This is a genomic window from Sphingomonas jejuensis (assembly GCF_011927695.1).
In the GTDB taxonomy this organism is placed as follows: Bacteria; Pseudomonadota; Alphaproteobacteria; order Sphingomonadales; family Sphingomonadaceae; genus Sphingomonas_K; species Sphingomonas_K jejuensis.
This window is the reverse complement of sequence record NZ_JAATJE010000005.1, coordinates 1-21,395: the sequence shown is the minus strand read 5'-3', so window position 1 is coordinate 21,395 and position 21,395 is coordinate 1. Positions and strand designations below refer to the sequence as shown.

Annotated in this window: 27 protein-coding genes and 1 pseudogene; 15 read left to right on the top strand and 13 right to left on the bottom strand. The window is 64.5% G+C overall.

Annotated elements, in window-relative coordinates; translation table 11 throughout:
• Together GGR88_RS14905 and traA are read right to left on the bottom strand one after the other, a co-directional pair.
• Positions 1 to 312 (bottom strand): annotated as a pseudogene (locus tag GGR88_RS14905) (hypothetical protein); the annotation flags it as partial.
• A 33-nt stretch (positions 313 to 345) separates the two neighbouring features.
• Positions 346 to 3,267 (bottom strand): Ti-type conjugative transfer relaxase TraA, encoded by a 2,922-nt coding sequence (traA, locus tag GGR88_RS14900; protein WP_167956450.1) that lies wholly within the window; start codon positions 3,265 to 3,267, stop codon positions 346 to 348.
• A 170-nt stretch (positions 3,268 to 3,437) separates the two neighbouring features.
• Here traA and GGR88_RS14895 point away from each other — a divergent pair, with 170 nt between their 5' ends.
• From GGR88_RS14895 to GGR88_RS14865, 7 genes are all read left to right on the top strand, one after another.
• Positions 3,438 to 3,764, top strand: coding sequence for a conjugal transfer protein TraD (locus tag GGR88_RS14895; RefSeq protein ID WP_167956442.1), 327 nt, complete (start codon positions 3,438 to 3,440; stop codon positions 3,762 to 3,764).
• Between the two features lie 16 nt (positions 3,765 to 3,780).
• Entirely contained in the window at positions 3,781 to 4,065 is a 285-nt protein-coding gene (locus GGR88_RS15110) for a conjugal transfer protein TraD (protein ID WP_167956448.1), read from the top strand.
• Positions 4,065 to 4,595, top strand: coding sequence for a hypothetical protein (locus GGR88_RS14885; protein WP_167956440.1), 531 nt, complete (start codon positions 4,065 to 4,067; stop codon positions 4,593 to 4,595). Before GGR88_RS15110 ends, GGR88_RS14885 begins: the two co-directional genes overlap by 1 nt.
• 143 nt (positions 4,596 to 4,738) lie before the next feature.
• Complete coding sequence (locus GGR88_RS14880) at positions 4,739 to 5,371, top strand: SIMPL domain-containing protein (protein ID WP_245197298.1); 633 nt, start codon at positions 4,739 to 4,741, stop codon at positions 5,369 to 5,371.
• Positions 5,372 to 5,445: 74 nt separating this feature from the next.
• Positions 5,446 to 5,781 carry a hypothetical protein gene (locus GGR88_RS14875; RefSeq protein ID WP_167956438.1) on the top strand — a complete coding sequence of 112 codons (336 nt, stop codon included), beginning with the start codon at positions 5,446 to 5,448 and terminating at the stop codon, positions 5,779 to 5,781.
• Positions 5,762 to 6,046 (top strand): hypothetical protein, encoded by a 285-nt coding sequence (locus GGR88_RS14870; protein ID WP_167956436.1) that lies wholly within the window; start codon positions 5,762 to 5,764, stop codon positions 6,044 to 6,046. The genes GGR88_RS14875 and GGR88_RS14870 overlap by 20 nt, the downstream gene beginning before the upstream one ends.
• Entirely contained in the window at positions 6,046 to 7,608 is a 1,563-nt protein-coding gene (locus GGR88_RS14865; RefSeq protein ID WP_167956434.1) for a type IV secretory system conjugative DNA transfer family protein, read from the top strand. Before GGR88_RS14870 ends, GGR88_RS14865 begins: the two co-directional genes overlap by 1 nt.
• Before the next feature lie 519 nt (positions 7,609 to 8,127).
• On the opposite strand, the gene GGR88_RS14860 is transcribed toward GGR88_RS14865, so the two are convergent.
• The 4 genes from GGR88_RS14860 to GGR88_RS14845 form a co-directional block, all read right to left on the bottom strand.
• A complete protein-coding gene (locus GGR88_RS14860) occupies positions 8,128 to 9,081 on the bottom strand; it encodes a replication initiator protein A (RefSeq protein WP_167956432.1) in 954 nt (317 codons plus the stop codon).
• Positions 9,082 to 9,124: 43 nt separating this feature from the next.
• Positions 9,125 to 9,412: a ribbon-helix-helix domain-containing protein gene (locus GGR88_RS14855; protein ID WP_167956430.1), complete on the bottom strand. Its 288-nt coding sequence runs from the start codon at positions 9,410 to 9,412 to the stop codon at positions 9,125 to 9,127.
• Between the two features lies 1 nt (position 9,413).
• Positions 9,414 to 10,061: an AAA family ATPase gene (locus tag GGR88_RS14850; RefSeq protein WP_167956427.1), complete on the bottom strand. Its 648-nt coding sequence runs from the start codon at positions 10,059 to 10,061 to the stop codon at positions 9,414 to 9,416.
• A gap of 107 nt (positions 10,062 to 10,168) precedes the next feature.
• Entirely contained in the window at positions 10,169 to 10,798 is a 630-nt protein-coding gene (locus GGR88_RS14845; protein ID WP_167956425.1) for a SprT family zinc-dependent metalloprotease, read from the bottom strand.
• A 399-nt stretch (positions 10,799 to 11,197) separates the two neighbouring features.
• On the opposite strand from GGR88_RS14845, the gene GGR88_RS14840 reads away from it, so the two are divergent.
• The 4 genes from GGR88_RS14840 (at position 11,198) to GGR88_RS14825 (ending at position 14,056) form a co-directional block, all read left to right on the top strand.
• Positions 11,198 to 11,773, top strand: coding sequence for a GIY-YIG nuclease family protein (locus tag GGR88_RS14840; RefSeq protein ID WP_167956423.1), 576 nt, complete (start codon positions 11,198 to 11,200; stop codon positions 11,771 to 11,773).
• A gap of 72 nt (positions 11,774 to 11,845) precedes the next feature.
• On the top strand, positions 11,846 to 12,061 hold the full coding sequence (locus GGR88_RS14835) for a hypothetical protein (RefSeq protein ID WP_167956421.1): 216 nt from the start codon (positions 11,846 to 11,848) through the stop codon (positions 12,059 to 12,061).
• Positions 12,054 to 13,202: a DNA cytosine methyltransferase gene (locus GGR88_RS14830; RefSeq protein ID WP_167956419.1), complete on the top strand. Its 1,149-nt coding sequence runs from the start codon at positions 12,054 to 12,056 to the stop codon at positions 13,200 to 13,202. The genes GGR88_RS14835 and GGR88_RS14830 overlap by 8 nt, the downstream gene beginning before the upstream one ends.
• A complete protein-coding gene (locus GGR88_RS14825; protein ID WP_167956417.1) occupies positions 13,199 to 14,056 on the top strand; it encodes a hypothetical protein in 858 nt (285 codons plus the stop codon). The genes GGR88_RS14830 and GGR88_RS14825 overlap by 4 nt, the downstream gene beginning before the upstream one ends.
• On the opposite strand, the gene GGR88_RS14820 is transcribed toward GGR88_RS14825, so the two are convergent.
• Positions 14,053 to 14,463 carry a very short patch repair endonuclease gene (locus tag GGR88_RS14820; protein WP_167956415.1) on the bottom strand — a complete coding sequence of 137 codons (411 nt, stop codon included), beginning with the start codon at positions 14,461 to 14,463 and terminating at the stop codon, positions 14,053 to 14,055. The genes GGR88_RS14825 and GGR88_RS14820 overlap by 4 nt on opposite strands.
• A complete protein-coding gene (locus GGR88_RS14815) occupies positions 14,456 to 15,031 on the bottom strand; it encodes a recombinase family protein (RefSeq protein ID WP_167956413.1) in 576 nt (191 codons plus the stop codon). Before GGR88_RS14815 ends, GGR88_RS14820 begins: the two co-directional genes overlap by 8 nt.
• 227 nt (positions 15,032 to 15,258) lie before the next feature.
• Between GGR88_RS14815 and GGR88_RS14810 the strand changes: the two genes are divergently transcribed.
• The 4 genes from GGR88_RS14810 to GGR88_RS14795 all read left to right on the top strand — a co-directional run bounded on the left by GGR88_RS14810 (position 15,259) and on the right by GGR88_RS14795 (position 18,066).
• Positions 15,259 to 16,155 carry an NYN domain-containing protein gene (locus tag GGR88_RS14810; protein WP_167956411.1) on the top strand — a complete coding sequence of 299 codons (897 nt, stop codon included), beginning with the start codon at positions 15,259 to 15,261 and terminating at the stop codon, positions 16,153 to 16,155.
• 114 nt (positions 16,156 to 16,269) lie between these two features.
• Complete coding sequence (locus tag GGR88_RS14805; protein ID WP_209023473.1) at positions 16,270 to 17,352, top strand: AAA family ATPase; 1,083 nt, start codon at positions 16,270 to 16,272, stop codon at positions 17,350 to 17,352.
• On the top strand, positions 17,349 to 17,819 hold the full coding sequence (locus GGR88_RS14800) for a hypothetical protein (protein ID WP_209023472.1): 471 nt from the start codon (positions 17,349 to 17,351) through the stop codon (positions 17,817 to 17,819). Before GGR88_RS14805 ends, GGR88_RS14800 begins: the two co-directional genes overlap by 4 nt.
• A 34-nt stretch (positions 17,820 to 17,853) precedes the next feature.
• Positions 17,854 to 18,066, top strand: a complete 213-nt coding sequence (locus GGR88_RS14795; protein ID WP_167956409.1) for a hypothetical protein — start codon at positions 17,854 to 17,856, stop codon at positions 18,064 to 18,066.
• A gap of 46 nt (positions 18,067 to 18,112) precedes the next feature.
• On the opposite strand, the gene GGR88_RS14790 is transcribed toward GGR88_RS14795, so the two are convergent.
• From GGR88_RS14790 to GGR88_RS14770, 5 genes are all read right to left on the bottom strand, one after another.
• Positions 18,113 to 18,319 (bottom strand): hypothetical protein, encoded by a 207-nt coding sequence (locus GGR88_RS14790; protein WP_156884416.1) that lies wholly within the window; start codon positions 18,317 to 18,319, stop codon positions 18,113 to 18,115.
• A gap of 17 nt (positions 18,320 to 18,336) precedes the next feature.
• Positions 18,337 to 18,642 (bottom strand): hypothetical protein, encoded by a 306-nt coding sequence (locus GGR88_RS14785; RefSeq protein WP_167956407.1) that lies wholly within the window; start codon positions 18,640 to 18,642, stop codon positions 18,337 to 18,339.
• 44 nt (positions 18,643 to 18,686) lie between these two features.
• Positions 18,687 to 19,493, bottom strand: a complete 807-nt coding sequence (locus tag GGR88_RS14780) for a hypothetical protein (protein ID WP_167956405.1) — start codon at positions 19,491 to 19,493, stop codon at positions 18,687 to 18,689.
• Positions 19,494 to 19,768: 275 nt separating this feature from the next.
• Positions 19,769 to 20,194: a hypothetical protein gene (locus GGR88_RS14775; protein WP_167956403.1), complete on the bottom strand. Its 426-nt coding sequence runs from the start codon at positions 20,192 to 20,194 to the stop codon at positions 19,769 to 19,771.
• A 557-nt stretch (positions 20,195 to 20,751) separates the two neighbouring features.
• A complete protein-coding gene (locus GGR88_RS14770) occupies positions 20,752 to 21,300 on the bottom strand; it encodes a DUF6118 family protein (RefSeq protein ID WP_167956401.1) in 549 nt (182 codons plus the stop codon).
• Positions 21,301 to 21,395: the final 95 nt, after the last annotated feature.

Here is a 21,395-nt window from a genome sequence, read left to right as displayed (position 1 = left end):
CGGGTGAAACATCACGAGAGGTGATCCGGTAACTTCCAACTCGTCCAACCTCACAAACCCACGAAACTTAATATACTTTGCGGCAACGCTCAGGCCTTTGTTGACCATTTGTTCCGACTGCCGCTGTCCATATGACAAACCTTGAGGTGCCCCCACCATGCCCGCCAGCGTCTCGCTATAGTCGGGCTGCTCGGGCAGTTCAGCGCGCTCGACCGCCATCCGCTCGACGGCGCGGCGTAGCAACGCCAGCTCGCCCTCCACCCGTGCGAAGGCTTCCTGGGCTGTCTCGGGTTCGTGCTCGTCCTCGTTCATCCCGCCTCTTTTCATACTCGAAAGCACGAACGCCTATCGGCTCATTCCCCGGTCGCGCTCGCGGTCCGGCCCCAGCGATTTCGCCAGCGCGTCGCCGATCGCGCGATCCTTCTCCAGTTTCAGCTCCAGCTCGGGCGCGCGGCGACGCAGCGCCGATTCAAGCTGCGGGTCGCGCCCGATCGCGCCCGCCACCTTCGCCATGTTGCCGCGCATCCGCTCCGCGCCGGCGCGGTCGCCGGCCCGCTCCAGGGCGGCACGATTGCGCTGCATCATCTTCCATGCCTCGACGAAGCGTCCGGCACGCGCCTCCGGATCGAGCCGCACGCGCTGCTCCTCGGCCATCGCGCGCGCTGCCCCGCCGGTGTTGCCGCCGGCGGCCTGCTCGATGAGCCTGGGATCGCGCCTGAGCGCGGAAGCGAGGTCGCGCGCGGCATGGGGCCGGTTCGCATCCAACGCCTCGCCAGCCTTGCGCAGCGCGCTCTCCTGATGGGGCAGCACCGGCAGGCCCTTGGCGTGCATCCGGCCTATATCGGCCGTGGCGCGCGCATAGCGTTCGATCGCCTTGGCCTGGTCGGGCTTGCCGCCGATCGCCGGCTCGGCCTGTGGCTTTACATCCGAAACGGATGTTTCTCGCGCCGCTTTGGGCCGGAAGCCGTCGAACATGCCCCTGGCCTTGTCGCGCACCTTCTCGACCACCTGGCGCGCGAGTTCCGGGAACCGGATCTCGCGCCGCTCGGCGAACGCGCGGGCCTGGTCCTGCTCCGGCCGCGCATGGTCACCCGCCATGTCCTTGCCCCGGTCGCGTGACAGGGCGCGGACGAGCTGGCGCTGATCGGCGAAGTCGTCGCGGCCGTAGTGGAGCTGCACCCCCTCGCGGTGCCGCGACAAGCCGACATAGGCGCTGTGCCGGTCCATGCCGGGGGTCGCGAGAACATGCGCGCGATCGACCGTCACGCCCTGCGCCTTGTGGAACGTCGCCGCATAGCCGTGATCGACATGGGCATAGTCCTTGGCCTCGAATGCAACCCGCTGGCCGCCGTCGAGCCGGACGCTCATGCCTTCCGGGCTGACCCGCTCGATGGTGCCAAGCGTGCCGTTCTTCACCCCCAGCGACCGCTCGTTCCGCAGGAACATCAAGCGGTCGCCGGCCGCGAACTGGCGTTCGCCCCGCTCGGCCCTGAACGCCACGTCCTCGCCAAGGTCGCCGGTCGCACGAAGCCGGCCGCGCGCTTCCTCATTCAGCTTGGCGACCTCGGCGTTGGTGTGGGTAAGGATGACGCGCGATCGGTCGGGCTCGGCCTGGCGCTGCCGGTCCCAGCCATCCACCAGCTCCGCCCGCGCCTGCTCGCGCGTGTCGGCCGCCCGCACCATGCCGCGCCCGTCATAGGCATGGATCGCCTCGCCCGTGCGGCCCGTGGCAAGCTGGCGCGTCGCCTCCTTCTGCCAGTCCTCCCGCTGCCGGCGAACCTCGGTGATCTCGGCCGCGCCGTGCCGCTCGGTGATGCTGCGGAACGCCGCGCCCGCCTCGATCGCCTGCAACTGCTCGGGGTCGCCGACCAGCACCACCTTCGCGCCGGCGTCGCGGGCATGGGACAGCACCCGCTCCATCTGGCGCGAGCCGATCATGCCGGCCTCGTCCACCACCAGTACGTCGCGCGGCCCTAGCTGCTCGCGCCCCTGCCCCCATGCGTGCTCAAGGCTGGCGATGGTGCGCGAGCTGATGCCGGACCCGCCCTCAAGGTTCTCGGCCGCGATGCCCGACAAGGCCGCGCCGCGCACGGTGTAGCCCTGCCCCTCCCATGCCTCGCGCGCGACGCCCAGCATCGCCGATTTGCCGGTGCCGGCATAGCCGACGACAGCCGCCAGGCCCTCGCCTCCGGTGATATGGTCGAAGGCGTCCCGCTGCTCGGCCGACAAGGTAAGGCCGCGCGTCTCGGCCGCCCCGATCGCTTGGCTGCGGTGGCGATCGGCGACGCCATGCTCGCCCCGCGCCGCCAGCTCGTCGCCGGCACGTTCAAGCCGGGCCTCCACCGCGATCATGTCGCGCGACGTGAACCGCTCCTGGTCGCGCCCGTCCTTGCCCAATGCGACCAGCTCGGGGGACGCGCGCACGGCGCTCATTACCTGGTCGAACTGCTCCTTGCCGTCACTGTGGCGGAACGCGAACACGGCCAGGTCGCGGGTGGTGAACGTGGCTTGCTGCCGGGTGATCGCGTCCAGCGCGATCGACGGATTGGCGATGATCTTCTCGCCATTGTCACGCGCGATGCGGGCGTGATCCTCGATCCGCTCGGCCTCACGCCCCTGACCCGGCCTGCGTGACGCTGCGGGTCCGATCTTGTGCTGCGGCTCCAGCTCAATGCCCTGGTCGGCATAGCTGCGATGGTCGATCCGGCCCTCAAGCCCCAGCTCGGCCATGCGTTCGTTGACGTGGGCCGCCCACGCCTCCCGCCACTCCTTCAACAGCTCGGTCGAGTTCCAGTCGCGAACCTTCTTCCCGAACCCCTGCTCGTCCACCTCGCGCATCGTCATCATCACATGCGCGTGCGGCTTCGGCGTGCCGTCCTTCGCCTTGTCCCAATGCACGTTCAGGTCCGCGATCATCCCGCGATCGACAAACTGCTTCTGCACGAAGTCGCGGGCGAGCTGGACGCCCTGCTTCTCATTCATCTCGCGCGGAATCGAGAACTCCACCTCGCGGGCAAGCTGCGCGTCCTTGCGCTTCTCTCCTGCCTCCACCTCGTTCCAGAGCGTGGTGCGATCGTTTAAACGCTCCGGCGCGCCCTCCGGCAACAGCACTTCGGAGTGGATGACACCCGCCTTGTTGCTGAAGTCGTGGTTCCGCCCAAGCCGCTCGTCGTGAAGCTCGGATGCAGAGCGATAGGCCGCGGACGCAACGGCGCTGGAGCCGTTCGCCCGGCTGATGACCTTCGCGCTGAAATGGTAGATCGCCATCGCGTCCACCATGATGCACTTCTTAGCGCACGTCGGCAACGACGTATAAGCGCGCACTCATCACTCGCTACGCTTCTGCTGATTGACTGCATCGCGCTTCACTTGAGGGTTGCCTGCCGAACCCGGTTTGCTAGGCTGCGCCGAACGATCAGACGCACGAGGGAGGCATCATGCGCAAGGTGCGGGACTATGATGCGGAGCTGAAGGCGCTGGGTGACAAGGCTCGCCAGCTCAAGGCGCGGAAGGTGGAGCAGTTAGGCCAGCTCGTCGCCGCGACCGGGGCCGATGCGCTCGACGCGGAAACGCTCGCCGGCGTGCTGCTCGATGCCGTCGCGTCAAAGGATGCAGAAGCGAAGGAGGCGTGGCGCGCGAAGGGCTCCGCTTTCTTTCAACGGCGCGGGCGCAAAGTTGCCCGGACTGCTGGCGGCAACAGCGACGGCGGGAACGCGCAACCGGGCGCTGATCCAGCGTCTGGAAGCGGCGCGGCGTCGGGCTGATACGCGAGGCTGGGTGGTGCAACGCCGCGAGCGCACCCGCCACCTGATCGAGCTGGGCGGACTCGTCCAGAAAGCCGGTCTGGTGGAACTCGCCGACGATGACCGCGCCACCATTTACGGCGCGCTGCTGGAGTTGGCGGGACGAGTGCGAGGCGAGGATGCGGAGGGCGTGCTGGCGCTCTGGAAGCGGCGGGGCAAGCGCGCGTTCGACGCGGATGCGGAACAGCCAAATTCGTTTGGTTCGGCATCGGACGCAAATCCCGCCAGCGATCCGTTGGAACATGAACAAGGAGAACCCTGATGTGCCGGTCGATACCCTTCCTCACTGCCGCTTGCGTGCTGGCGCTTGCGGCATGCGAACGCCCAGGCGACGGGCAGGCATCCTCTCCGCAGGCCAATAGTAGCGCCGGCGCTCCAACCACCTCTTCGACCACTTCCGCCGGGGCAGCGTCAAACACCGCTTCCGGCGTCGCGCAAAGCGACTGGACCTCGCTTGATGCCCTGGTCGGGCGCGGTCCGATCGAGAGCGGCTTGCTCGACAACAGCGCCGTATCGAGCGACCTCGTGCGACTCCTCGGCGACAAGCTGGCCGTGCTGAAAACGAACCTGCAAACCGCCTCACCGCTTGAGCGTCAGGAACAGGTGATCTTCACCTCCGGCAACAAGCCCCATGCAGGCGGGTTGGACGCGGCCTATATCCTGATCGACCCGGCCGCCAAGGCGCTGGAAGTCGGTCTATGGCAGGGCGGGAAACTCTCGACCTACAAGACGCCGGGGTCGAACATCGCCAGACCCAAGGACATCCAGACCCTGATCGCGAACAGCCGATGAGCCAAACGCGCGTTCGACGCGGGATGTAACGTGGAGGATCGACGGCCTTGATGAAGCTTCTATGGACCTTTCCGCTCTGCGTCGCTGTCGCCGGCTGCGGTCGTGGCCCCGCCGATCCCCACGGCCTTGAACCTGGCGAGACATTGCTGACGGTCGCAGGCACGGGACGCACCGAAGCCGCGCCCGATCAGGCGCTGTTTACCGCCGGCCTGTCGAGCGTGGCGGCCGACGCGAAAAGCGCCAGCGCCCGCAACGCCGAAGCCATGAGCCGGATCACGGCCGCCCTTGCCCGGCTGAACGTGCCCGCACGCGATATCCAGACCCGCAGCCTGTCGGTCAATCGCGTGGACTACGGCCCCAACAAGGGCCGCTTCGAGGCAAGCAACACCCTCTCCGTGCGGATGCGCGACACGGCCCGGGTGGGCGAGGCCATCGCCGCCGTCACCGATGCCGGCGCGAACATCGTCTCCGGCCCCAACCTCTCGGTCGCCGATCCCGAGAAGGCGAACCTGAGCGGCTATGACGCCGCCTACAAGGCTGCGCGCGCCAAGGCTGAGGCCTATGCCAACGCCGCCGGCCTCCGCATCGATCGCGTACTTGCGATCCACGACGGAGGCCAGGGCAGCTACATGCCGCAAATGGCCGAAATGGACGCCCGCATGGTCGCGCCGCCCTCTGTAGTGGCGGTTCAGGCGGAACAGGCAGCCCCGGTGATGGCGGGAACCAATGCCGGAATGGTGACGGTGCGCGTGAACTTCGCGCTGGCTCCCAAATGATCGCTTCGCGGCCACCCCGGACAGGGCCATTTGTCCATTGGGTGCATGACGGCGAGGCGCGCGTCCATTGCCTGATGACCCGCGAACGCTTCCCCTACCTGCATGACCTGCTCGCCTCCACCTCGATGGATGGCGAGGATAGCCTTTGGGCTGATCTGGATGCCCGCCTGACGCATTGGCAGGGCGAGGCATGGCGCGAGGACAGGGTGATGGTCGCCGCGCTCGCTGCCGAAGCACGACGGTTCAACAAGCGCTATCCGGTCGGGGATCGTCACCGGCGGGCGGCATGGTGGGCGCTTGGCGGAGCAATGGCCACAGAGGATGGCATGGGAGCCTTGCTCGACGCGCTGAGCGTGCTCGACGGGAGCGGGCATGATGCCGGAGATTGCGATGGCCAATCTGGACGTTGAAGCGATCCGGGCGGAGGTCCGCGCGCTGCATTTCAGGCGCGGTTCGCTGGCCGAAGTGGCGGAATGGCGCGAGGTCGATGCTGAATCCCGCGCCAATCTCGCGATCGAGGATATGGACCTGACGACCGACGAACACGCGCTGTTCGACATGCTGCGCGACGAGGCGGTGCCCCCTCCCCTCGCCACGCAAATCATCCTGAAGCTGATGAACCATCCCGACGCCGACCCGGCGCTGGCGATCACGCCAGTCTGGGCGCTGCGCTGATGGCGGGTTCGCTCCTCGGGCGTCGCCGGATAGCCTGGCGGGTCTCGCTTCCCGTCTCGTTCATCGCCGCCTATGCCACCGCCCGCTGGCTCGAAGGCATTTTCGGCGTCGGCAGCATCTCGGGCACGGTCTCGTTCTTCCTCCTAGTCGGGCTGCTCGCCGCGACCTGGTGGAACAATCGCCTCGCCGCCGGTCGGGGCAACGATCTGCTCGGCTCGGCCCGCTTCGGCGATCGTAGCGATGTGCGCAAGCTGGAAGCCTCCGGGGATCTCCTGATCGGCCGCTCGGGCAAGTCCGGCAAGCTGCTCCGCTACGACGGCCCCGCGCACCTGCTGACGATGGCCCCCACCCGTTCGGGCAAGGGCGTGGGCACGATCATCCCCAACCTGCTGCTCGCCGATCGCTCGATCATCTGCGTCGATCCCAAGGGGGAGAACGCCCGCGTCACGGCGCGCGTCCGCGCCGCCAGGGGGCCGGTCTGGTGCCTCGATCCGTTCGGCGTCTCGGGCCAGCCCCCTGCCCGCTACAACCCGCTCGACCGGCTCGATCCGCACGGCCTCGATCTCGCGGAAGATGCGGGCACGCTCGCCGATGCGCTGGTTCATGACGCGCCGAGGCAAGCGGGCGAAGCGCACTGGAACGAGGAAGCCAGGGCGCTGATCGCCGGCCTCGTCCTGCACGTCGTCACTACCGAACCCGCCGATCGGCGCGTGCTCGCCACCGTGCGCGAGCATCTGACGCTCCCCCCTGCCCGCTTCGCCGCGCTGCTCGCCGCGATGGCGGATAGCCCGGCCGCCGGTGGCCTGGTCGCGCGCGCCGCCAATCGCCAGCTCGGTAAGTCCGACCGCGAAGCCGCCGGCGTGCTGTCCTCGGCCCAGCGCCATACCCACTTCCTCGATAGCCCGCGCATCGTCGCCAGCACGGCCGCGTCGGATTTCGGGCTCGCCGATCTGAAGGAGCGCAACGGCACGGTGTTCCTGTGCCTGCCGCCCGATCGGCTCGACACCTATGCGCGCTGGCTGAGGCTCCTGATCACGCAAGCCGTCACTGACATGGCGCGCTCACCGGCGAAGCCGGCGCGCCCGGTTCTGTTCCTGCTCGACGAGTTCGCTGCCCTCGGCCGACTGGAGCCGGTCGAACGCGCGATGGGACTGATGGCCGGCTATGGGATGCAGCTCTGGCCGATCCTCCAAGACATGCACCAGCTCCGCGCCACCTATGGCGAGCGCGCCGGCACGTTCATGTCCAACGCCGGGGTCATCCAGGCTTTCGGGGTCAACGATCACGCCACCGCCGATATGCTCTCGCGCACGCTGGGCGACACCACCATCGAATACACCACGTTCAGCTCCTCGCGCCCGGCCAGCATGTTCAGCGACGGCGTGCGCTCCCAAAGCGCCAGCGGCCATGTCGCGGCTCGCCGCCTCGCCACCCCCGACGAAATCATGCGGATGCCGCCGGACTCGCTCCTGCTGTTGCGCCAGGGCGAACACCCGCTCGTGGTCGAGAAAATCCGCTACTACGACCAGCGCGAGTTCGCCGGCCTGTTCGATCCGTCGTGATCGCACACACCGATCGCGAAGGATCGAAGGGCGAGCTTTGGGATATCGCCTCGCTGCCCTTTCCGCTGGCGGAACGCTGAAGGCACACACCGCCGGCTTCGCCTGGCTTCTTCTGGAAGCCCTGCGGCCGTAGGCCGCTTTGGTGACGGCGATAGCCGGCACGGAACGAAGGCGTATTGGCCGCCAGGCCAATTCCGCATTGTCCTTTTCAGCTCACGCCTTTGGCTGCGTCCTGACGTTAAAAGATTCTGTTAAATAGGAATCGTTAAACAAGTTAAGCCTGTGGAAAAGCGGAAATAGCGCTTTTCCATCAATCGCTTGTCGTCATGCCCGGTGGGTGAAACCACGTGATTCGGTGTGTGATCCCACGATAGTAGGGTGTGTGATCCCACGAAGGAAAGGTGTGTGATCCCACGATAGTAAGAGGCCTCAGATTGCCTTTCCCGGAGTAGCTATTGGCCCACGCCCCCCGTCAGGCCGCCCGCCCTCTCGGAGCTGCGGTGTGTGAAACCACGATAGTCAGGGGCGGCGTGCGAGCCGATCCATGAGGTCGTCAACCTCGGCGGTTCTCCGCCGATCGGCATCCAAGCGAGCGCGCCGTTCCTGCTCGGCCTGGAGTTGTTCGGATAGCGCCAGAGCCTCCGCCTCTCCCCTCAACCGGAACAATACGGCCGGGCTGCCATCCGTGGTCGTCGCCATTTCCAAGGCATAATCAGGAAGCTGGTTTGCCTCGATGATCTTGCGCAGCATCCGGTTGAACTCTTTGGGCTTGCTGTCGCTGCCGGTCTTGTCGCGCAACACCTCGACCCGGCACGTCCACCCGCCTCGCTGATTGCCGGCGTGCTTGCGGGCGATGCGGTAGAGGGCTCGCTCCAGTCCTCCGGAAAGTAGGAAGTAATCCGGGTGCATGGTGAGCAGCGACCGCTCCGCCATGATGCCTTCATAGACCCAATCGGACAGAGTGATGGTCATGCCACGGGGCTGGTCAGTGTCGGGGTCCACCTCTAAGGTCCATTTATCCAGCCAGTTGAAGCCTGCCTTGCTGCGCCGCTTGGGTGCGCGGATGGATGTAGAGATGGAAGTGGTTTGTAGCCGCTGCAGGGCCGCTTGCAGCTCCTGGTAGGCTCTCCCGCTGGTATCGCGTTTGATCGCCCGCAAAAGGTCGTAGGATGTGGTCGTGAGCGTCCTCGGAAGGTCGTTGATTCCCTGCTCACGCATCCGGTTCAGGGTCGAGGTGGCCCATATGATGATATCGGCATCCCAGATCGTCGCCATGCCATAAGCCGGGATCGCTTCGATCTTCACCCAGGTCGCCCCATCGGGGCTGGTGTATTCGATCGGCTTGACCCGCTTGCGCTTCTGCAAGGAGAAGAATGGTCGTTCCATCGTCTCTCGCTGGTCCTTGAGCGGAAGGTCGCCCATGATCGGCAGGAAGAGATCGAACTCCGGATTAGGGTCCCGTCGCTTCTTCACGTTTCAACCTTGCACGCTTGCAAGTGTGCAGCATTGCACACCATCACCGCCCAAATTGCTGGTTGGCGTCATACTTGGCCACCAACTCGGCAATGGCTTCGGCCAGCAAGTCCTGATGGCTGCGCCGCGTCCGCGCTGCCAGCACTCGAAAGGCCTCCGCAGTCGGGTCCGCCGGATCGAAATAGGCTCCAAGATGATACTTGCCGGTTCGCCGCCCGCTAGATCGTGCTGCCGGCTGTTCCGGCACGGGGGAAGGCCGCGCCTCCGCCGCAGCGTCCTGCGCTGGCTTTTCCGAAATCGCCGGCGCGAGAAGAGATGAACGACGTGCCATATCAAACCTTCACATTTGCAGGTGTGCAATCTTGCAAGACTTCAAACAGGAACTCGCGCAGTGATGCAATCTCCTGAGCGGCTTTTCCGGCCGGCTCATGCTCGATGACGCCAAGCCCGTAAGGCCATGCTGCACGATAGACGCTGCGCTCGCGCAGCACCGCGCGTGCGACTCTCAGCCCCGAGGCCTCAACTAGGGTCCGAGCATCTTCCAGCAGCGCCGTGGCAGTGGGGGGAGCAGCATTGAGCACGACATAGCCGCTCTTGCCGGTGCTGCTGATGAGCTGGGCGGTGCGTTTGATCGCGTCCAAATCGATGAGGGAAGGGCGGCACGGAATCAGGACAAGATCGGCGCATTGCGCGGCGGCTACGGCTTCAGCGCCAGCGGCAGGTGGTGTGTCGATGATGGTGAGCGCAAAGCCATTCGCCCCGGCGGCGTCAATTGCCTGATCCAGCCGCCGGGCGCTGATCGGCTCGACATGCGGCAGTTCGGCCTCACGACGCTCACTCCATGCTGTGGCGCTCTCCTGCGGGTCGAGATCGAACAGCGCGGTCTTGATACCGATGGACTGGGCCGCAACTGCCAGATTGACGGCCAACGTGGTTTTTCCGACTCCGCCCTTCTGAGCTGCCAGTGTGATTATCTGCACGTGTGCACACCTTCAATTTTGTTATTGTGATGTTATGCAAATTGGAACGATGGCACAACACATTGGAGTTCCGCCACCTAAGGTCAGCCTGACTTTTGCGATCTAGATTAGTCCGCTTCCGCATCGTCGGCGTCGAGCGCATCGTGGCGCATGGGTCCGTGGCCGTCGATCGGGCACAAGGGGGCACCGGCCGTCTCCAGCCATTTGCGCGCGGTCCGCGCCGTGTAACCGCACGTCGCGCACTCACATTTGAGCATCCGCGTCGCCTGCTTCTTCGGCCGGGTGGTTTCGCCGCCGGTGTCGAGTCGGGCATGGGGGAGGGGACCGGCTGCGGCGAGGATCGGCGCGATGGCGCCAAGGAAAGCATCGCCGGGGGTGGTGGCGCGCATCGGACCGACCAGCCCCAGCCCGACTGCGAGCCGTTTAAACGCCCTCCCGTGCCCAGCGGCGATCCCGACCGCCGCATGAACCAGCTCGTGCGCGAGGATCGCTGCGATCTGCGCCGGCATCGCGTCGGGGGCATGGGCGAGGTCAGGCCGGATGAATATCTCGAAGTGGCCGTCGCCGCTGCGCCGGTTGTCCCAGCACTCTCCGATCGCCTTGCCTTTGGCACCTCTGCTGGTGAAGCCGATCGCCACCCGCACGCGGGAGGGAAGGGGGGTGCCCAACGCCTCGAACAGCGGCGCCATGCCGGCCGCCACCCGGTTCAGCCAGCTTTCGCGATTGTCCTGCTCCATGTCCTGCTCCCTTCAAATCGCCCTGGGGGCGATGGCCCCGGCCATCGGCCCTGCCTCGTGGCGAACAGCGGGGGGTGAGGGGGCAGCGGGAATCTGCCGGGGTGGTGCGGGCGCAGGCGTAGCCGAGCCACGGCCCGGCTGATTGCCGTTGCTGGGAGAGGGGGGCGGCGCCTCACTTTCCCTCCGATCAAATCTAACGCCGCCGGCGTCGCCGGCGCCGCTCTGGACGGGCGCGCCCGTCCCTCGCGCGAGCGATCGTCACCCGCATGGGACGAGACGCCGATCGGCGGCTCGGTCGGAGCGAAGTGGAGATAGAGCGCGGTCCGGAAGGAGGCGCCGACTTGGCGCCTGCAACTTACCAAGGCTATCGTGCGGCCCGGTATTCAGGCGGAGTAAGCGGTGGCGATCGATTTTACATTCAGGAAGAAAGCGGTTCGCACCCTTACCAACCAGATTGGCGTCTATGTGCTTTGCGATCTGGACCAAGTGCCGATCTACGTCGGCCAGTCCAAGGATGGCATTCGCAGCCGCGTTGCGCGGCATCTGACTTCCGCCCGCTCCGACATTATTGCCAATCGTCAGATCGACGTTTGGGAGATCGCTTGGGTGCTCGCCTACCCAGTGGAGACGAAGGAAGAGATCACGCCGCTGGAAGGCGTTCTGTTCCACCACTTCAACCCGAAGTCTCAGCTAATGAACGGGTCGATCCCTGCCGCTCCGCCGGCAGGAACTGCTATCCCGGACCCAGCCCAGGTGGTTCAGGTCATGTCGGATGAGGAAATCGCCGACAAGATCGATCCGGTGCAGCGCCTTCCTCGGCAGGCAGGTCACTATACGAACATCGTCGGTCACTTCTTGGCCGTCAAAAACTCGCCGCAAGTCGCCCGCGCTATGGACGCCCATTTCAAACGGTTGGCGAGCTATCATGCCGAGCTTCTGGGCCTGACGGGCGAGTCTGATCCTGGAGAAGAGTAGGGGCTTGCTCTTTTTCTGGAACATATCTAGAACATACTAGACAGAACGTGATTGTGGCGCCACAATGGCGCCATGACTACGAACTCCAAGCCTGCCACGGTGCGCGACCTTGATCGCATAAACCTGCGTCTCTCCGCCGAGACGTTCGCGCTGATCGACGCGGCGCGCGCTAGCCGTCCTGGCAACGTCTCGCGCAACACCTGGATCACGGAAGCAATCGCGGAGAAGCTGGCGCGCGAGACGGGCGCCAACGACCCCCGTGAGGAAAGCCGGGTCGCCAATGGCTAAGTTCTATGAATTCTTCGCCGGAGGCGGCATGGCCCGCGCCGGGTTGGGGGCGGGTTGGACCTGCCTGTTCGCCAACGACTTCGATCATAAGAAGGGGCTCACCTACCAAGCCAACTGGGGCACGGGAGGCGAGCTGAAGGTTGGCGACGTAAAGCAAATCACCGCTGCGGATTTGCCCGGCATCGCTGATCTCGTCTGGGGGTCATTCCCCTGCCAGGACCTGTCGCTCGCAGGCGGCGGCGCTGGCTTGCGCGGCGAGCGGTCTGGAACCTTCTATCCGTTCTGGGACGTAATCCGGGGCCTGATCGCCGACGATCGCGCGCCCAAGCTGATCGCGCTCGAGAATGTGTGCGGGACGCTGACCTCGCATGGCGGCAAGGATTTCGAGGCGATTTGCCAGACCTTCGCGGATGCCGGCTATCGCTGCGGCGCCCTCGTCATCAACGCGGCGCTGTTCCTTCCGCAATCCCGTCCTCGGTTGTTCGTGATCGGCGTTCATGGCGACGTGCAGGTCGATCCAGCATTGCTTGCGCCTGGTCCCATCGAGCCCTTCCACACTCGCGGGCTGCAAAGCGCCGTCGAACGGCTGCCGGCGGCGTTACGCGAGGCAATGCTGTGGTGGAACATGCCAACGCCGAACCGCCGCAATACGACGTTCGCCGACATGATCGAGGAGAACCCGTCGAGCGTGCCCTGGCACACGCCGGCCGAAACCCAGCAACTCCTCGGCATGATGTCACCGCTCAACCTCGCCAAGGTGAACGCGGCCAAGCGGGCTGGGCATCGCGTGGTGGGCGGCGTTTACAAGCGCACCCGACTCAACGAGAAGGGCGTGAAGGTGCAGCGCGCGGAAGTGCGTTTCGATGACATTTCGGGTTGCCTGCGAACGCCCGCAGGCGGGTCCAGTCGGCAGGTCATCGTCGTCATCGACGGCGCCAAGGTCCGATCGCGGCTGATCTCCGCGCGCGAGACGGCGCGCCTGATGGGCCTGGAAGACGACTACAAGCTGCCCCGCAACTACAATGAGGCTTACCACCTCACGGGAGACGGAGTGGCGGTGCCGGTGGTTCGGCACTTGGCCCATCATATCCTGGAACCCTTGCTCGGAATGGCGGAGGCGGCCGAACGGGCGGCTGCATGAGCGTCATCCCCTGCGAGCAGAACAGCGATCTGCGCGCGCAAATCGAGCGGTTCGCGGAGGTCTTGAAGACCGAGGCGCACCGGCTCGGCGATCATGGCCTGGACGAACGCGACTTCTACAATTCCGGCCTCTTCCGGGGCGCGGTCGAGCGGGTGAGGGGGCAGTTCTCCGCGACGATGCGCGCCAAGCGCGAGTTCGTTCAGCACGTCCTGAACCACATGGAGGATGAAGGCTTCATTGCAGGATGGGACCTGACGGAGGACTCCAGCCGCAACGATTATGCCGTCCGGCTCCCAAGCGGACGCAGAGCCGTCATTGACCTGAAAGGCTGCCTGGACGGCAACAACACCAACATATTCGAGCGCCCGGCCGATGCCGATGAGTTCGTGATCTGGAGCATCTGCACCAACCTTGGCGCCGATCCACGGCGCAATGCCTGGTCGGGGATCCACACTCGCCTCAGCGCCGAGGTGATCTCACGCAATCAGCGGGTGGATGGTCTGATCGTCTGGGACATGGTGTGCGGCACGATCGGGCGCCCATGCCCCAAGGTGGCTGGCGAAGACGGATCGAGGCTCACCGACATTGGCCCTTTCCGGGTTCCGCCCGCCTGCATCTATCTGTTTCCCAGCACCGTGCCGTCCCTCGCCAGCCCCTCCGTCTCAGCCCAGCCTATCGATGCCGTTGAGCTGCTTTCGGCCTTCCACCGCTGCTTCAAAGGATACGATGCCGAGCTGAATCACGTCGATTTCGAGGTGATGCAAGCCGGCGCGGACGTGATGCGGCGCACCACGGTCCGGCGCGCCGGCGCTGTCCAGAAGGTATCGGATATGGCGGCTATCCGCCGGGTCTAATCGCCAAGAAAATCGGTCAGACGGCGGGATAGCTCGTCGGCGCTCCGCATCTCGCATTCCCATATCACCAAGGCTCGCCAGCCTTGGCTTTCAAGGCGCTGACGCGCTTCCCGATCCCGTTCGACATTCCTCGCCAGCTTGGGATGCCAATAGCTGGCGTTGCTCGCCGGCCGTCGCGCGCCGCGTGGGCAATCGTGCTGATGCCAGAAACATCCATGCACGAAAATCACCGCTCGCCGGGCCGGAAACACGAGGTCCGGGCTGCCGGGCAGCTCGCGCCGATGCAGGCGGAAGCGATAACCGAGCCGGTGCGCCAATCGACGCACCACCATTTCCGGACGGGTGTCCTTCCCCCGCACTTGGCGCATGCGCTCCGATCGAGCCGCTGGGGTCAGCGTGTCAGTCAATTGCTTGGCGGGCACGGTGCTCGCGCAACACGCGCTGTACGGTGGAGCGGGATACGCGGAAGAGGCTGGCGAGCTGGGCAGGGGAGCCTTGGCCGGATTCCGCCTTTGCGATGATCTCGGCGCGCTGCTGACCGGTGAGGCTCGGTCGGCGTCCAAGATGCCGGCCGGCTTTGCGCGCGTGCGCCAGCCCGTTCATGGTCCGCTCGCGGATCATGGCGCGCTCGAACTCGGCGAACGCGCCTAGCATCTGCGTCATCAGCCGGCCGGGAGCGGTCGTCGTGTCGATCGCCTCGGTCAGCGACCGGAAGCCGGCGCCGGCTGCGGTGATCACCTCCAGCGTGAAGAGGAGGTCGCGAAGCGAGCGGGAAAGGCGGTCGAGCTTCCACACCACCAGCACGTCGCCCGGCTTCAATGCGCCGATCGCGCGCGCCAGCTCGCGCCGATCGGCTTGGCCGCCCGACGCTTCCTCCTGGTAGATCGTCGCGCAGCCGGCATCAGTTAGCGCGCGGAGCTGCGGGTCGAGGTCTTGGTGATCGCCACGGGACACGCGGGCATAGCCGATTTCCATGCGATTGTTCTGACACAGGGTTTTGACACCTGCAAACCCTTGGAAAAGCAGGGGCAGGGCGCTGGTGTCAAAACCGACCGGTTGTGACACCAACACCAGCTTGGCACGTCGAGCATATCTAAAAGGCTCGGAGCTTTGTCAGGATGCGCGTAATTGCTCGGCGGAAATCACATCGCAGCTCAGGCATCACCTTCGGTGCCGGCGATCAAGACTGCTAAGGGAAAAGCATGTACACCGGAAGCGCCATTTTCGTCGATTTCGACAACGTGTTCACGACGCTGTGGAGTCTCGATGAGGGGATGGCGATCCGGTTCGCTTCTAATCCAGCTGACTGGCTCGCTGGCTTGGCGGCGCTTAATGCCGATAGGCCTTGCCGCTGGCTCGTGGCCCGCTGCTACCTCAATCCCATGGGCAAGGTGCACGCGCCCGGCGAAAGGAATGATCGCCTCTGGTTCTCCAGGTTCCGCGCTAACTTCGTGCAGGCAGGTTTCGAGGTAATCGACTGTCCTCCGCTGACGTGGGGAGCCAAGAATGCCGCTGATATCCGCATGGTCATCGACGTGCTCGATCTGCTGGGTCATCGCACCCGCTTTGAGGAGTTCGTGTTCGTCTCGGGCGATTCCGACTTCACCCCCCTGCTGCACCGATTGAGAGCTGAGGACCGCCGGACCGCAATCGTGTCACCAGGCCATCTAGCAACAGCATACGCATCAGTCGCGGAACGCGTGCTGGGGCTTGAGGCCCTCGAAACGCTGCTCGCTCCCGCCATTGCTGCCGCACCCGATCAAGCGACAAAGGATGCGGCAGCAACCGACGCATCAGAAAACGAGCGAGCTTTTGAACAGCTCATCCGACAACGCTACGAAAGCGCCGTTAAGCCATTAAACCTCTCAACCTTGTCTCATGAGGTGCTTCGCACCCTGCCTGATGCAAAGTCGGGGGATTGGTTCGGCAAGGGCACCTTCCGAAGGGCTCTCGACGCCTTGGCGCTACCAAACGTCCGCTTCTCGAACCATCACCTATGGAACGCGGAGAAGCACGACCCGCCCGCGGCCTCGCAAACTGCTGCGACCACGCTGGGCGACGAAGATGACCTACCGCCCGATCCTGAAGAACAGAATTAAGGGCGACAGGCTCGCAGGCGCGCCGCCTTTCTCACCAGAAGGTAGACCTTTTTACCGGCAAGGAAAGTACATGGCCCTCTTGAATCAAGGCTGTGAACGTCATACACAGATGGTGTGACCGTTGTTCACGAGGGAAGTTTGTCTAAAGATAGTGGTCACGAGCTGGTAGGGATCAACGAGGTCGCACAGATGGCCGGCGTGTCGAGGCAGGCCGTCGCTAACTGGCGGGTCCGTGCATCCGACTTTCCCCAACCAGTCACCGAGTTGGCTTCGGGGCCGATCTTCCTCCGAGCCAACATCCGCGCCTGGCTGCGCCGAAACAAGCGAAGTGGAACCCCGATGACCCATGTAATCTCTACCATCAATCTAAAGGGCGGCGTCGGTAAGACGACCACCACTGTCGCGCTCGCCGAGACGTTCTCCGCTTCAATGGGCAAGCGCGTCCTCGTTATCGACCTCGATCCCCAGACTAACGCCACGCTGATGCTTATCGGCGAGGATCGCTGGTTCGACCTCAACACCAAAGGACATACCCTTGCGCGCCTGTTCCAGGACGCGATGGACCCGGACAACCGGAAGTTTGACATCACTGCCACTCTTCAGAAGAGCGTGTCGGATGTTCGGGCCGCAACCACAATCGACCTGCTGCCTTCCAGCCTCGACCTAATCGACGTGCAAGACAAGCTGGCCTCTGCTCCCGCCGGCAAGTTTTTCTCGGCCAATCCTATCGAGCTTCTCAATCGCGCGGTGAAGTCGCGCATTGATGAATACGATATCGTGATCGTGGATTGCCCCCCCAACCTAGGGATCATCACCCTTAACGGGCTGCGAATTTCCGACCATTATATCATCCCGACCATTCCAGACTATATGTCCACCTACGGCATTCCTCAGATTGTCGGTCGCGTAGCCGGATTCTCGGAAGCGATCGGTGAGGAAATTGAGCCTCTCGGCATCGTCGCGACGAAGTTCCAGGCAAACTCGACGGTCCACAACAACGTCATCAAGCAGCTGAAGAGCGACAAAAATCTGCCGGTCGTCATGGACACTGTTATCCGGCAGGGTAACGCGGTCGCTGCGGCAGCGGAGTTTCAGGCGCACTCCCGCACGATCAAGCAAAAATACCCCGGCGATCTCGGCGACGACTTCTATAACTTGGCGCAGGAAATATGGTCTGATCTGGAGAGCGGGCTGTGACGGTCAAGAAAAAACTGAACGCGCTGCTGCGCGAGGTAATCGCCGAAGCGGAAGCCAACCCTGCCTTTCAGGAACGTCTCGCAAAGGCTCTCGCCGCTGACGAGAAGCCGGTTAAAGCTCCCGTCGAGCGGAAGCGGCAGGCCAAGCCGACCGAACACAAGCGTCCGAGCAACCGGCGGACCCCTGCCGTACTCGACCCAGTGCAACTCGCCCGAAACGGCGAGTCCGAACTGCGCGAGGCGCTAGCGAAATTGGATATTGAGCAGTTGCGCGATGTGGTGGCGGACTACGGTATGGACCCAGGCAAGCTGGTGATGAAGTGGCGCGATGCAGATCGCATTGTCGATCGCATAGTCGAGGTGGCACGCGGCCGTGCGCAGAAGGGCAGCGCGTTCCTGCCGCCGTCTGAAACCGCAGAAACCAAAGCCAGCGAACCTACTCTCCCGTTGGAAGACGGGAACGAATAGACGCCGTTTTTAACTGCCGGTTTTCGGACACGTCATGCTCAACGACCTAGAAGCACTCGCTACCGATATTGCGGACCTGTCCAAGGCTTGCGCCGAGATGGAAGGCACGGAGGCCGCTATGCTACTGAGCCAGATGATTGCGCACCTTGAGGTGGCATTGTCCGAGTTGGCGGAGCGCCCCGGTATGCTCGTCGGCGACATGCCGTGGTGGATCAGCCGCCAGAGTAAGCGCAATAGCCTCAGCTAGAGCTTACCAGGGTGCCTGCCACAAGGGCTCGGACGCTCTGCCTAGGCTATTCGCCGCGCAGGGAAATTAGCGCGTTCTCGATGAGACGCAGCGCCTCTGATCGACTGGGGCCCTGCATGCCCTCCCCAGCGGCTCGCATATAGGCCTCCTTGTCGTCTCGCCACGACTCAAGCAGTTCGATCTTCTCCCCCACACTCAAATTCTCATCGGCGAGAAGATCTGTCGGTGTGTCGTACTTCCCGAAATATCCCATCGCACCATCCTCCAACCTTAAACCGGCATTCTGCGCCTCATCCAACCGACCAACCACATCGTTGCCGATACGACGAGATACCAGAAACTCAGCGTGGCGATGAACGGCCCCGGCCGGAAATTGTCTTCAGGCCCGACATTATGGATGACTGAAGTGTTGGGATTGTCGGCCAGGAAGGGCGCTGGCCACCCCGCTACCTCGCGCGGCAACCAGTTTTGCTCCACCGGCCCTTCATGACCATACATGGTCCTTTCGTCCGTGGTCGGGTTGATCCAGATGGTCCCGATCGTGATCGCCAGCGCGAAGATCAGCGACAAAAGCACTCTCAGCATCCTTGGCGAACTCCCGCACCGCTTGCTACGACCCGTTACCTGGCGCGGCGTGGGCTATTCGGCCCGCCTATGGCGACGATCGGCCCCGCGCCGCACTTTTCCCGCAGCAGCTTCACGCTCGGGTCCGCTTCGGAATAGCCTTGTGGCCCTGCCCATGTGATCCGCTCCCCAATGCGAGGACCAACTTCGCCTGTGCGCCCCAGGATCATGTAGCCTTGTGGGTCCAGCCCAAGCTCTGTGTCGCGGGGAAAGATGACCAGCGGCTCGCCGGCGTCACCATGATCGGCAAGACGGAAACACCCGTCGCGAAGAACCACGCGCCCACCAAGCAACGCCAAGAGAGACATGGCGGGAAGCCGATCCTGACGCGGGAACGCGCGCACATAGCGGGCCAGCGCCGGATCGATCGACCGGGTATTGCGGGGTGGCGAGAATATCAATTCCAGCCTTTCCGGCAGCACCCAGCGTTCACGCGCGGCGATCTCGTTGAACTCTGCCTCGTCGACGTTCATGTCGAAACGGACCACGCCGTCGAACTCATACACCGACCCGCCGCCCACCAGGCGATACGGCTCGAACCGCTTCCACCATTCATCAAAGATCGGTTGCAGCTCTGCCCTGGTCAGCCCGCCCTCGCGCGACGTGAAACGTGGGTCGCGCGTATAGCGCGCGAGCGTGGCTGCCGCGTTCCGCTTGAACTGGAAGGCGAAGCGTGGGTCAGGGTCGCGCACAATCCGCATACCGACATAATTGCCCCGCTCGGCCCTGCTGAGGTGGCGATCGAGCACCTGTGCGGCCTCGGTCGCGGCATCGTCGGGGTTCATCATGCGCTCTCTGGCCATGCGAGCCTCACTCGTCATCGGCAGCGGCGTCGGGCGTCCGTCCGGCGGCGGGGGCGGAGGGGCCATGGGCGGGGCGGCGATCGGACCCGTGGCGGGCGCGGACAGGATAGTGGCGTAACCCGAAGGACTGATCGTAGCGCCTCGGGGAACAGGCGAGGAGGCCGGGGCGATATTGCTGGCGGGTGCCGACACCTGCTCGCCAGTTACGCAGCCACCCAGTGAGAGGGCGGCAAGAATGAATGGCGAGACTGCTCTATGCCGGCTTCCCGATCGCTTCATGATACGACTGAAACTCCTGTGGCTTTCGGAATCCAACGTCCGTTCGCCCGGATAAGCCGGAACTCCGCGCCGTTAGCGCCAAGGTTCCCATAGGTAGCCACAGCCCAGAAGGTCAGAACACCGCGCGCATCGCGGGATTCAACCTTCACGGTGTAGAGGATGGCATTCGCTTTGGTCGCGATCACAAAGGGGTGAACATCCGCCCGGCATTGGGATGCAGGAACAGCGGGCAGTTGCACCGCCTCGCCCACGTACCGCACGATCCTCGGCGGGGCATCCATTACGGCCGAGTCCGCAAGGCCCTGCATCCCGACACAAACAGCCCGCTTCTCCTCACCTGGCCGCGCCTGTGCAACTGCCGCATCGAACATCGCATTGAGCTGAGCGTCGTCCAGACCGCGAGTGTCGGGTTCGCCGGGCAAAGCGATAGCGACGCTGCTCGAATAGTTAGGGCCAGGCGGTGGAGGCGGAGATGGCGGGGAGGGCAAGGGCGGTGCATCGGAAGATGGGAGGACGCGCGAAGCAGGATCATCCCGACTTGCACGTTCGGGCTGTGGCGCCGAGCATCCTGCAGCCAGCAACAGCACCGGAAGCAGGCACAGGATCGAGGATATGCGCCGGATCATGTGCTCATCACACCCGGGATTCGACGCTGTTCAGGCACTGCTCCAGTTCCTCCAAGACCCCTTCCGCGCACCTTATTGCCATGCCCGCAGACGAAGCCGAACCCAACCTCATGATCGGGCTATCCGAGTGGAAAACCCTCCACGTCCAGCGCCCACATCGGCCATGCCGCACATCCAGCCGCCAACTTCCACCCTGGATTGCTGCAACGGTTCCCTGATGGGGAAGCCCCAGACACCATTGAACAGCAGGCATGATTTCTCCGGACTCAACACGAGCCGTGAGAATAAACCTGGATCGATATGGCTCCCGGCGACCCGGACAAGGCGCGCCAATTTCGGGACGCCTGCCCAAATTACTTACGCCCATCGACACCAACATTGATCGTACATCGAACCGCCTCGCGCTCCCGATCAGCGCGCTTCCGGCACGCCTCCAGCGCCTCACGATTGGCAGAGACGATCCGGTCACCCGCTGCCAGAGCGGCGAACGCGCTGGGCGATGCCGCCTGCATCATGCGCTGTCCGCCTTCCCACATCGGCATGGCGAGCGTCCGCGCCGCCATCTTCTCCGGCCATTGCCAGCTCGCCGGCACGGCGCGCGCCACGACGCCGGCGAACGCCGCCCAAAGCACCATGCCGGCGACAATCCCGCCGATCGCCGTCCACATTAGCCAGCGGTTCTGCTCATCGCCGCGCCGCGCCGATGCGGTGACGCCCTGAAGCACCCGGGTCGCATCCTTCAGCTCGGCGGCGGCGGTCGCGATCGTCCGCCGGTCCTCGGCGCGGGCATCGCCGCCCGCCGCCACGATCCGGTCAACGACATGACGCGGGGTCGCTCCGTCCCTGGCGGCCGCCACCAGCGCGTCGGTGCGCTGCAAGGTGGCGTCGATCTTCTGCACCATGGGAGCACCTCAAGGTTTGTGACACGGACAGCGGTAAGCTGAACAGGTAGCGAACAGGGCGGCTCAGGCCACCTTGGCTCCGGGTCCGCCGGCGA

Excerpts from the sequence above, each read along its gene's own strand:
- traA (WP_167956450.1), bottom strand. The coding sequence starts at position 3,267 with ATGGCGATCTACCATTTCAGCGCGAAGGTCATCAGCCGGGCGAACGGC.
- GGR88_RS14895 (WP_167956442.1), top strand. The coding sequence starts at position 3,438 with ATGCGCAAGGTGCGGGACTATGATGCGGAGCTGAAGGCGCTGGGTGAC.
- GGR88_RS14885 (WP_167956440.1), top strand. The coding sequence starts at position 4,065 with ATGTGCCGGTCGATACCCTTCCTCACTGCCGCTTGCGTGCTGGCGCTT.
- GGR88_RS14875 (WP_167956438.1), top strand. The coding sequence starts at position 5,446 with ATGACCCGCGAACGCTTCCCCTACCTGCATGACCTGCTCGCCTCCACC.
- GGR88_RS14870 (WP_167956436.1), top strand. The coding sequence starts at position 5,762 with ATGGCCAATCTGGACGTTGAAGCGATCCGGGCGGAGGTCCGCGCGCTG.
- GGR88_RS14865 (WP_167956434.1), top strand. The coding sequence starts at position 6,046 with ATGGCGGGTTCGCTCCTCGGGCGTCGCCGGATAGCCTGGCGGGTCTCG.
- GGR88_RS14855 (WP_167956430.1), bottom strand. The coding sequence starts at position 9,412 with ATGGCACGTCGTTCATCTCTTCTCGCGCCGGCGATTTCGGAAAAGCCA.
- GGR88_RS14845 (WP_167956425.1), bottom strand. The coding sequence starts at position 10,798 with ATGGAGCAGGACAATCGCGAAAGCTGGCTGAACCGGGTGGCGGCCGGC.
- GGR88_RS14835 (WP_167956421.1), top strand. The coding sequence starts at position 11,846 with ATGACTACGAACTCCAAGCCTGCCACGGTGCGCGACCTTGATCGCATA.
- GGR88_RS14830 (WP_167956419.1), top strand. The coding sequence starts at position 12,054 with ATGGCTAAGTTCTATGAATTCTTCGCCGGAGGCGGCATGGCCCGCGCC.
- GGR88_RS14825 (WP_167956417.1), top strand. The coding sequence starts at position 13,199 with ATGAGCGTCATCCCCTGCGAGCAGAACAGCGATCTGCGCGCGCAAATC.
- GGR88_RS14815 (WP_167956413.1), bottom strand. The coding sequence starts at position 15,031 with ATGGAAATCGGCTATGCCCGCGTGTCCCGTGGCGATCACCAAGACCTC.
- GGR88_RS14810 (WP_167956411.1), top strand. The coding sequence starts at position 15,259 with ATGTACACCGGAAGCGCCATTTTCGTCGATTTCGACAACGTGTTCACG.
- GGR88_RS14795 (WP_167956409.1), top strand. The coding sequence starts at position 17,854 with ATGCTCAACGACCTAGAAGCACTCGCTACCGATATTGCGGACCTGTCC.
- GGR88_RS14790 (WP_156884416.1), bottom strand. The coding sequence starts at position 18,319 with ATGGGATATTTCGGGAAGTACGACACACCGACAGATCTTCTCGCCGAT.
- GGR88_RS14780 (WP_167956405.1), bottom strand. The coding sequence starts at position 19,493 with ATGGCCAGAGAGCGCATGATGAACCCCGACGATGCCGCGACCGAGGCC.
- GGR88_RS14770 (WP_167956401.1), bottom strand. The coding sequence starts at position 21,300 with ATGGTGCAGAAGATCGACGCCACCTTGCAGCGCACCGACGCGCTGGTG.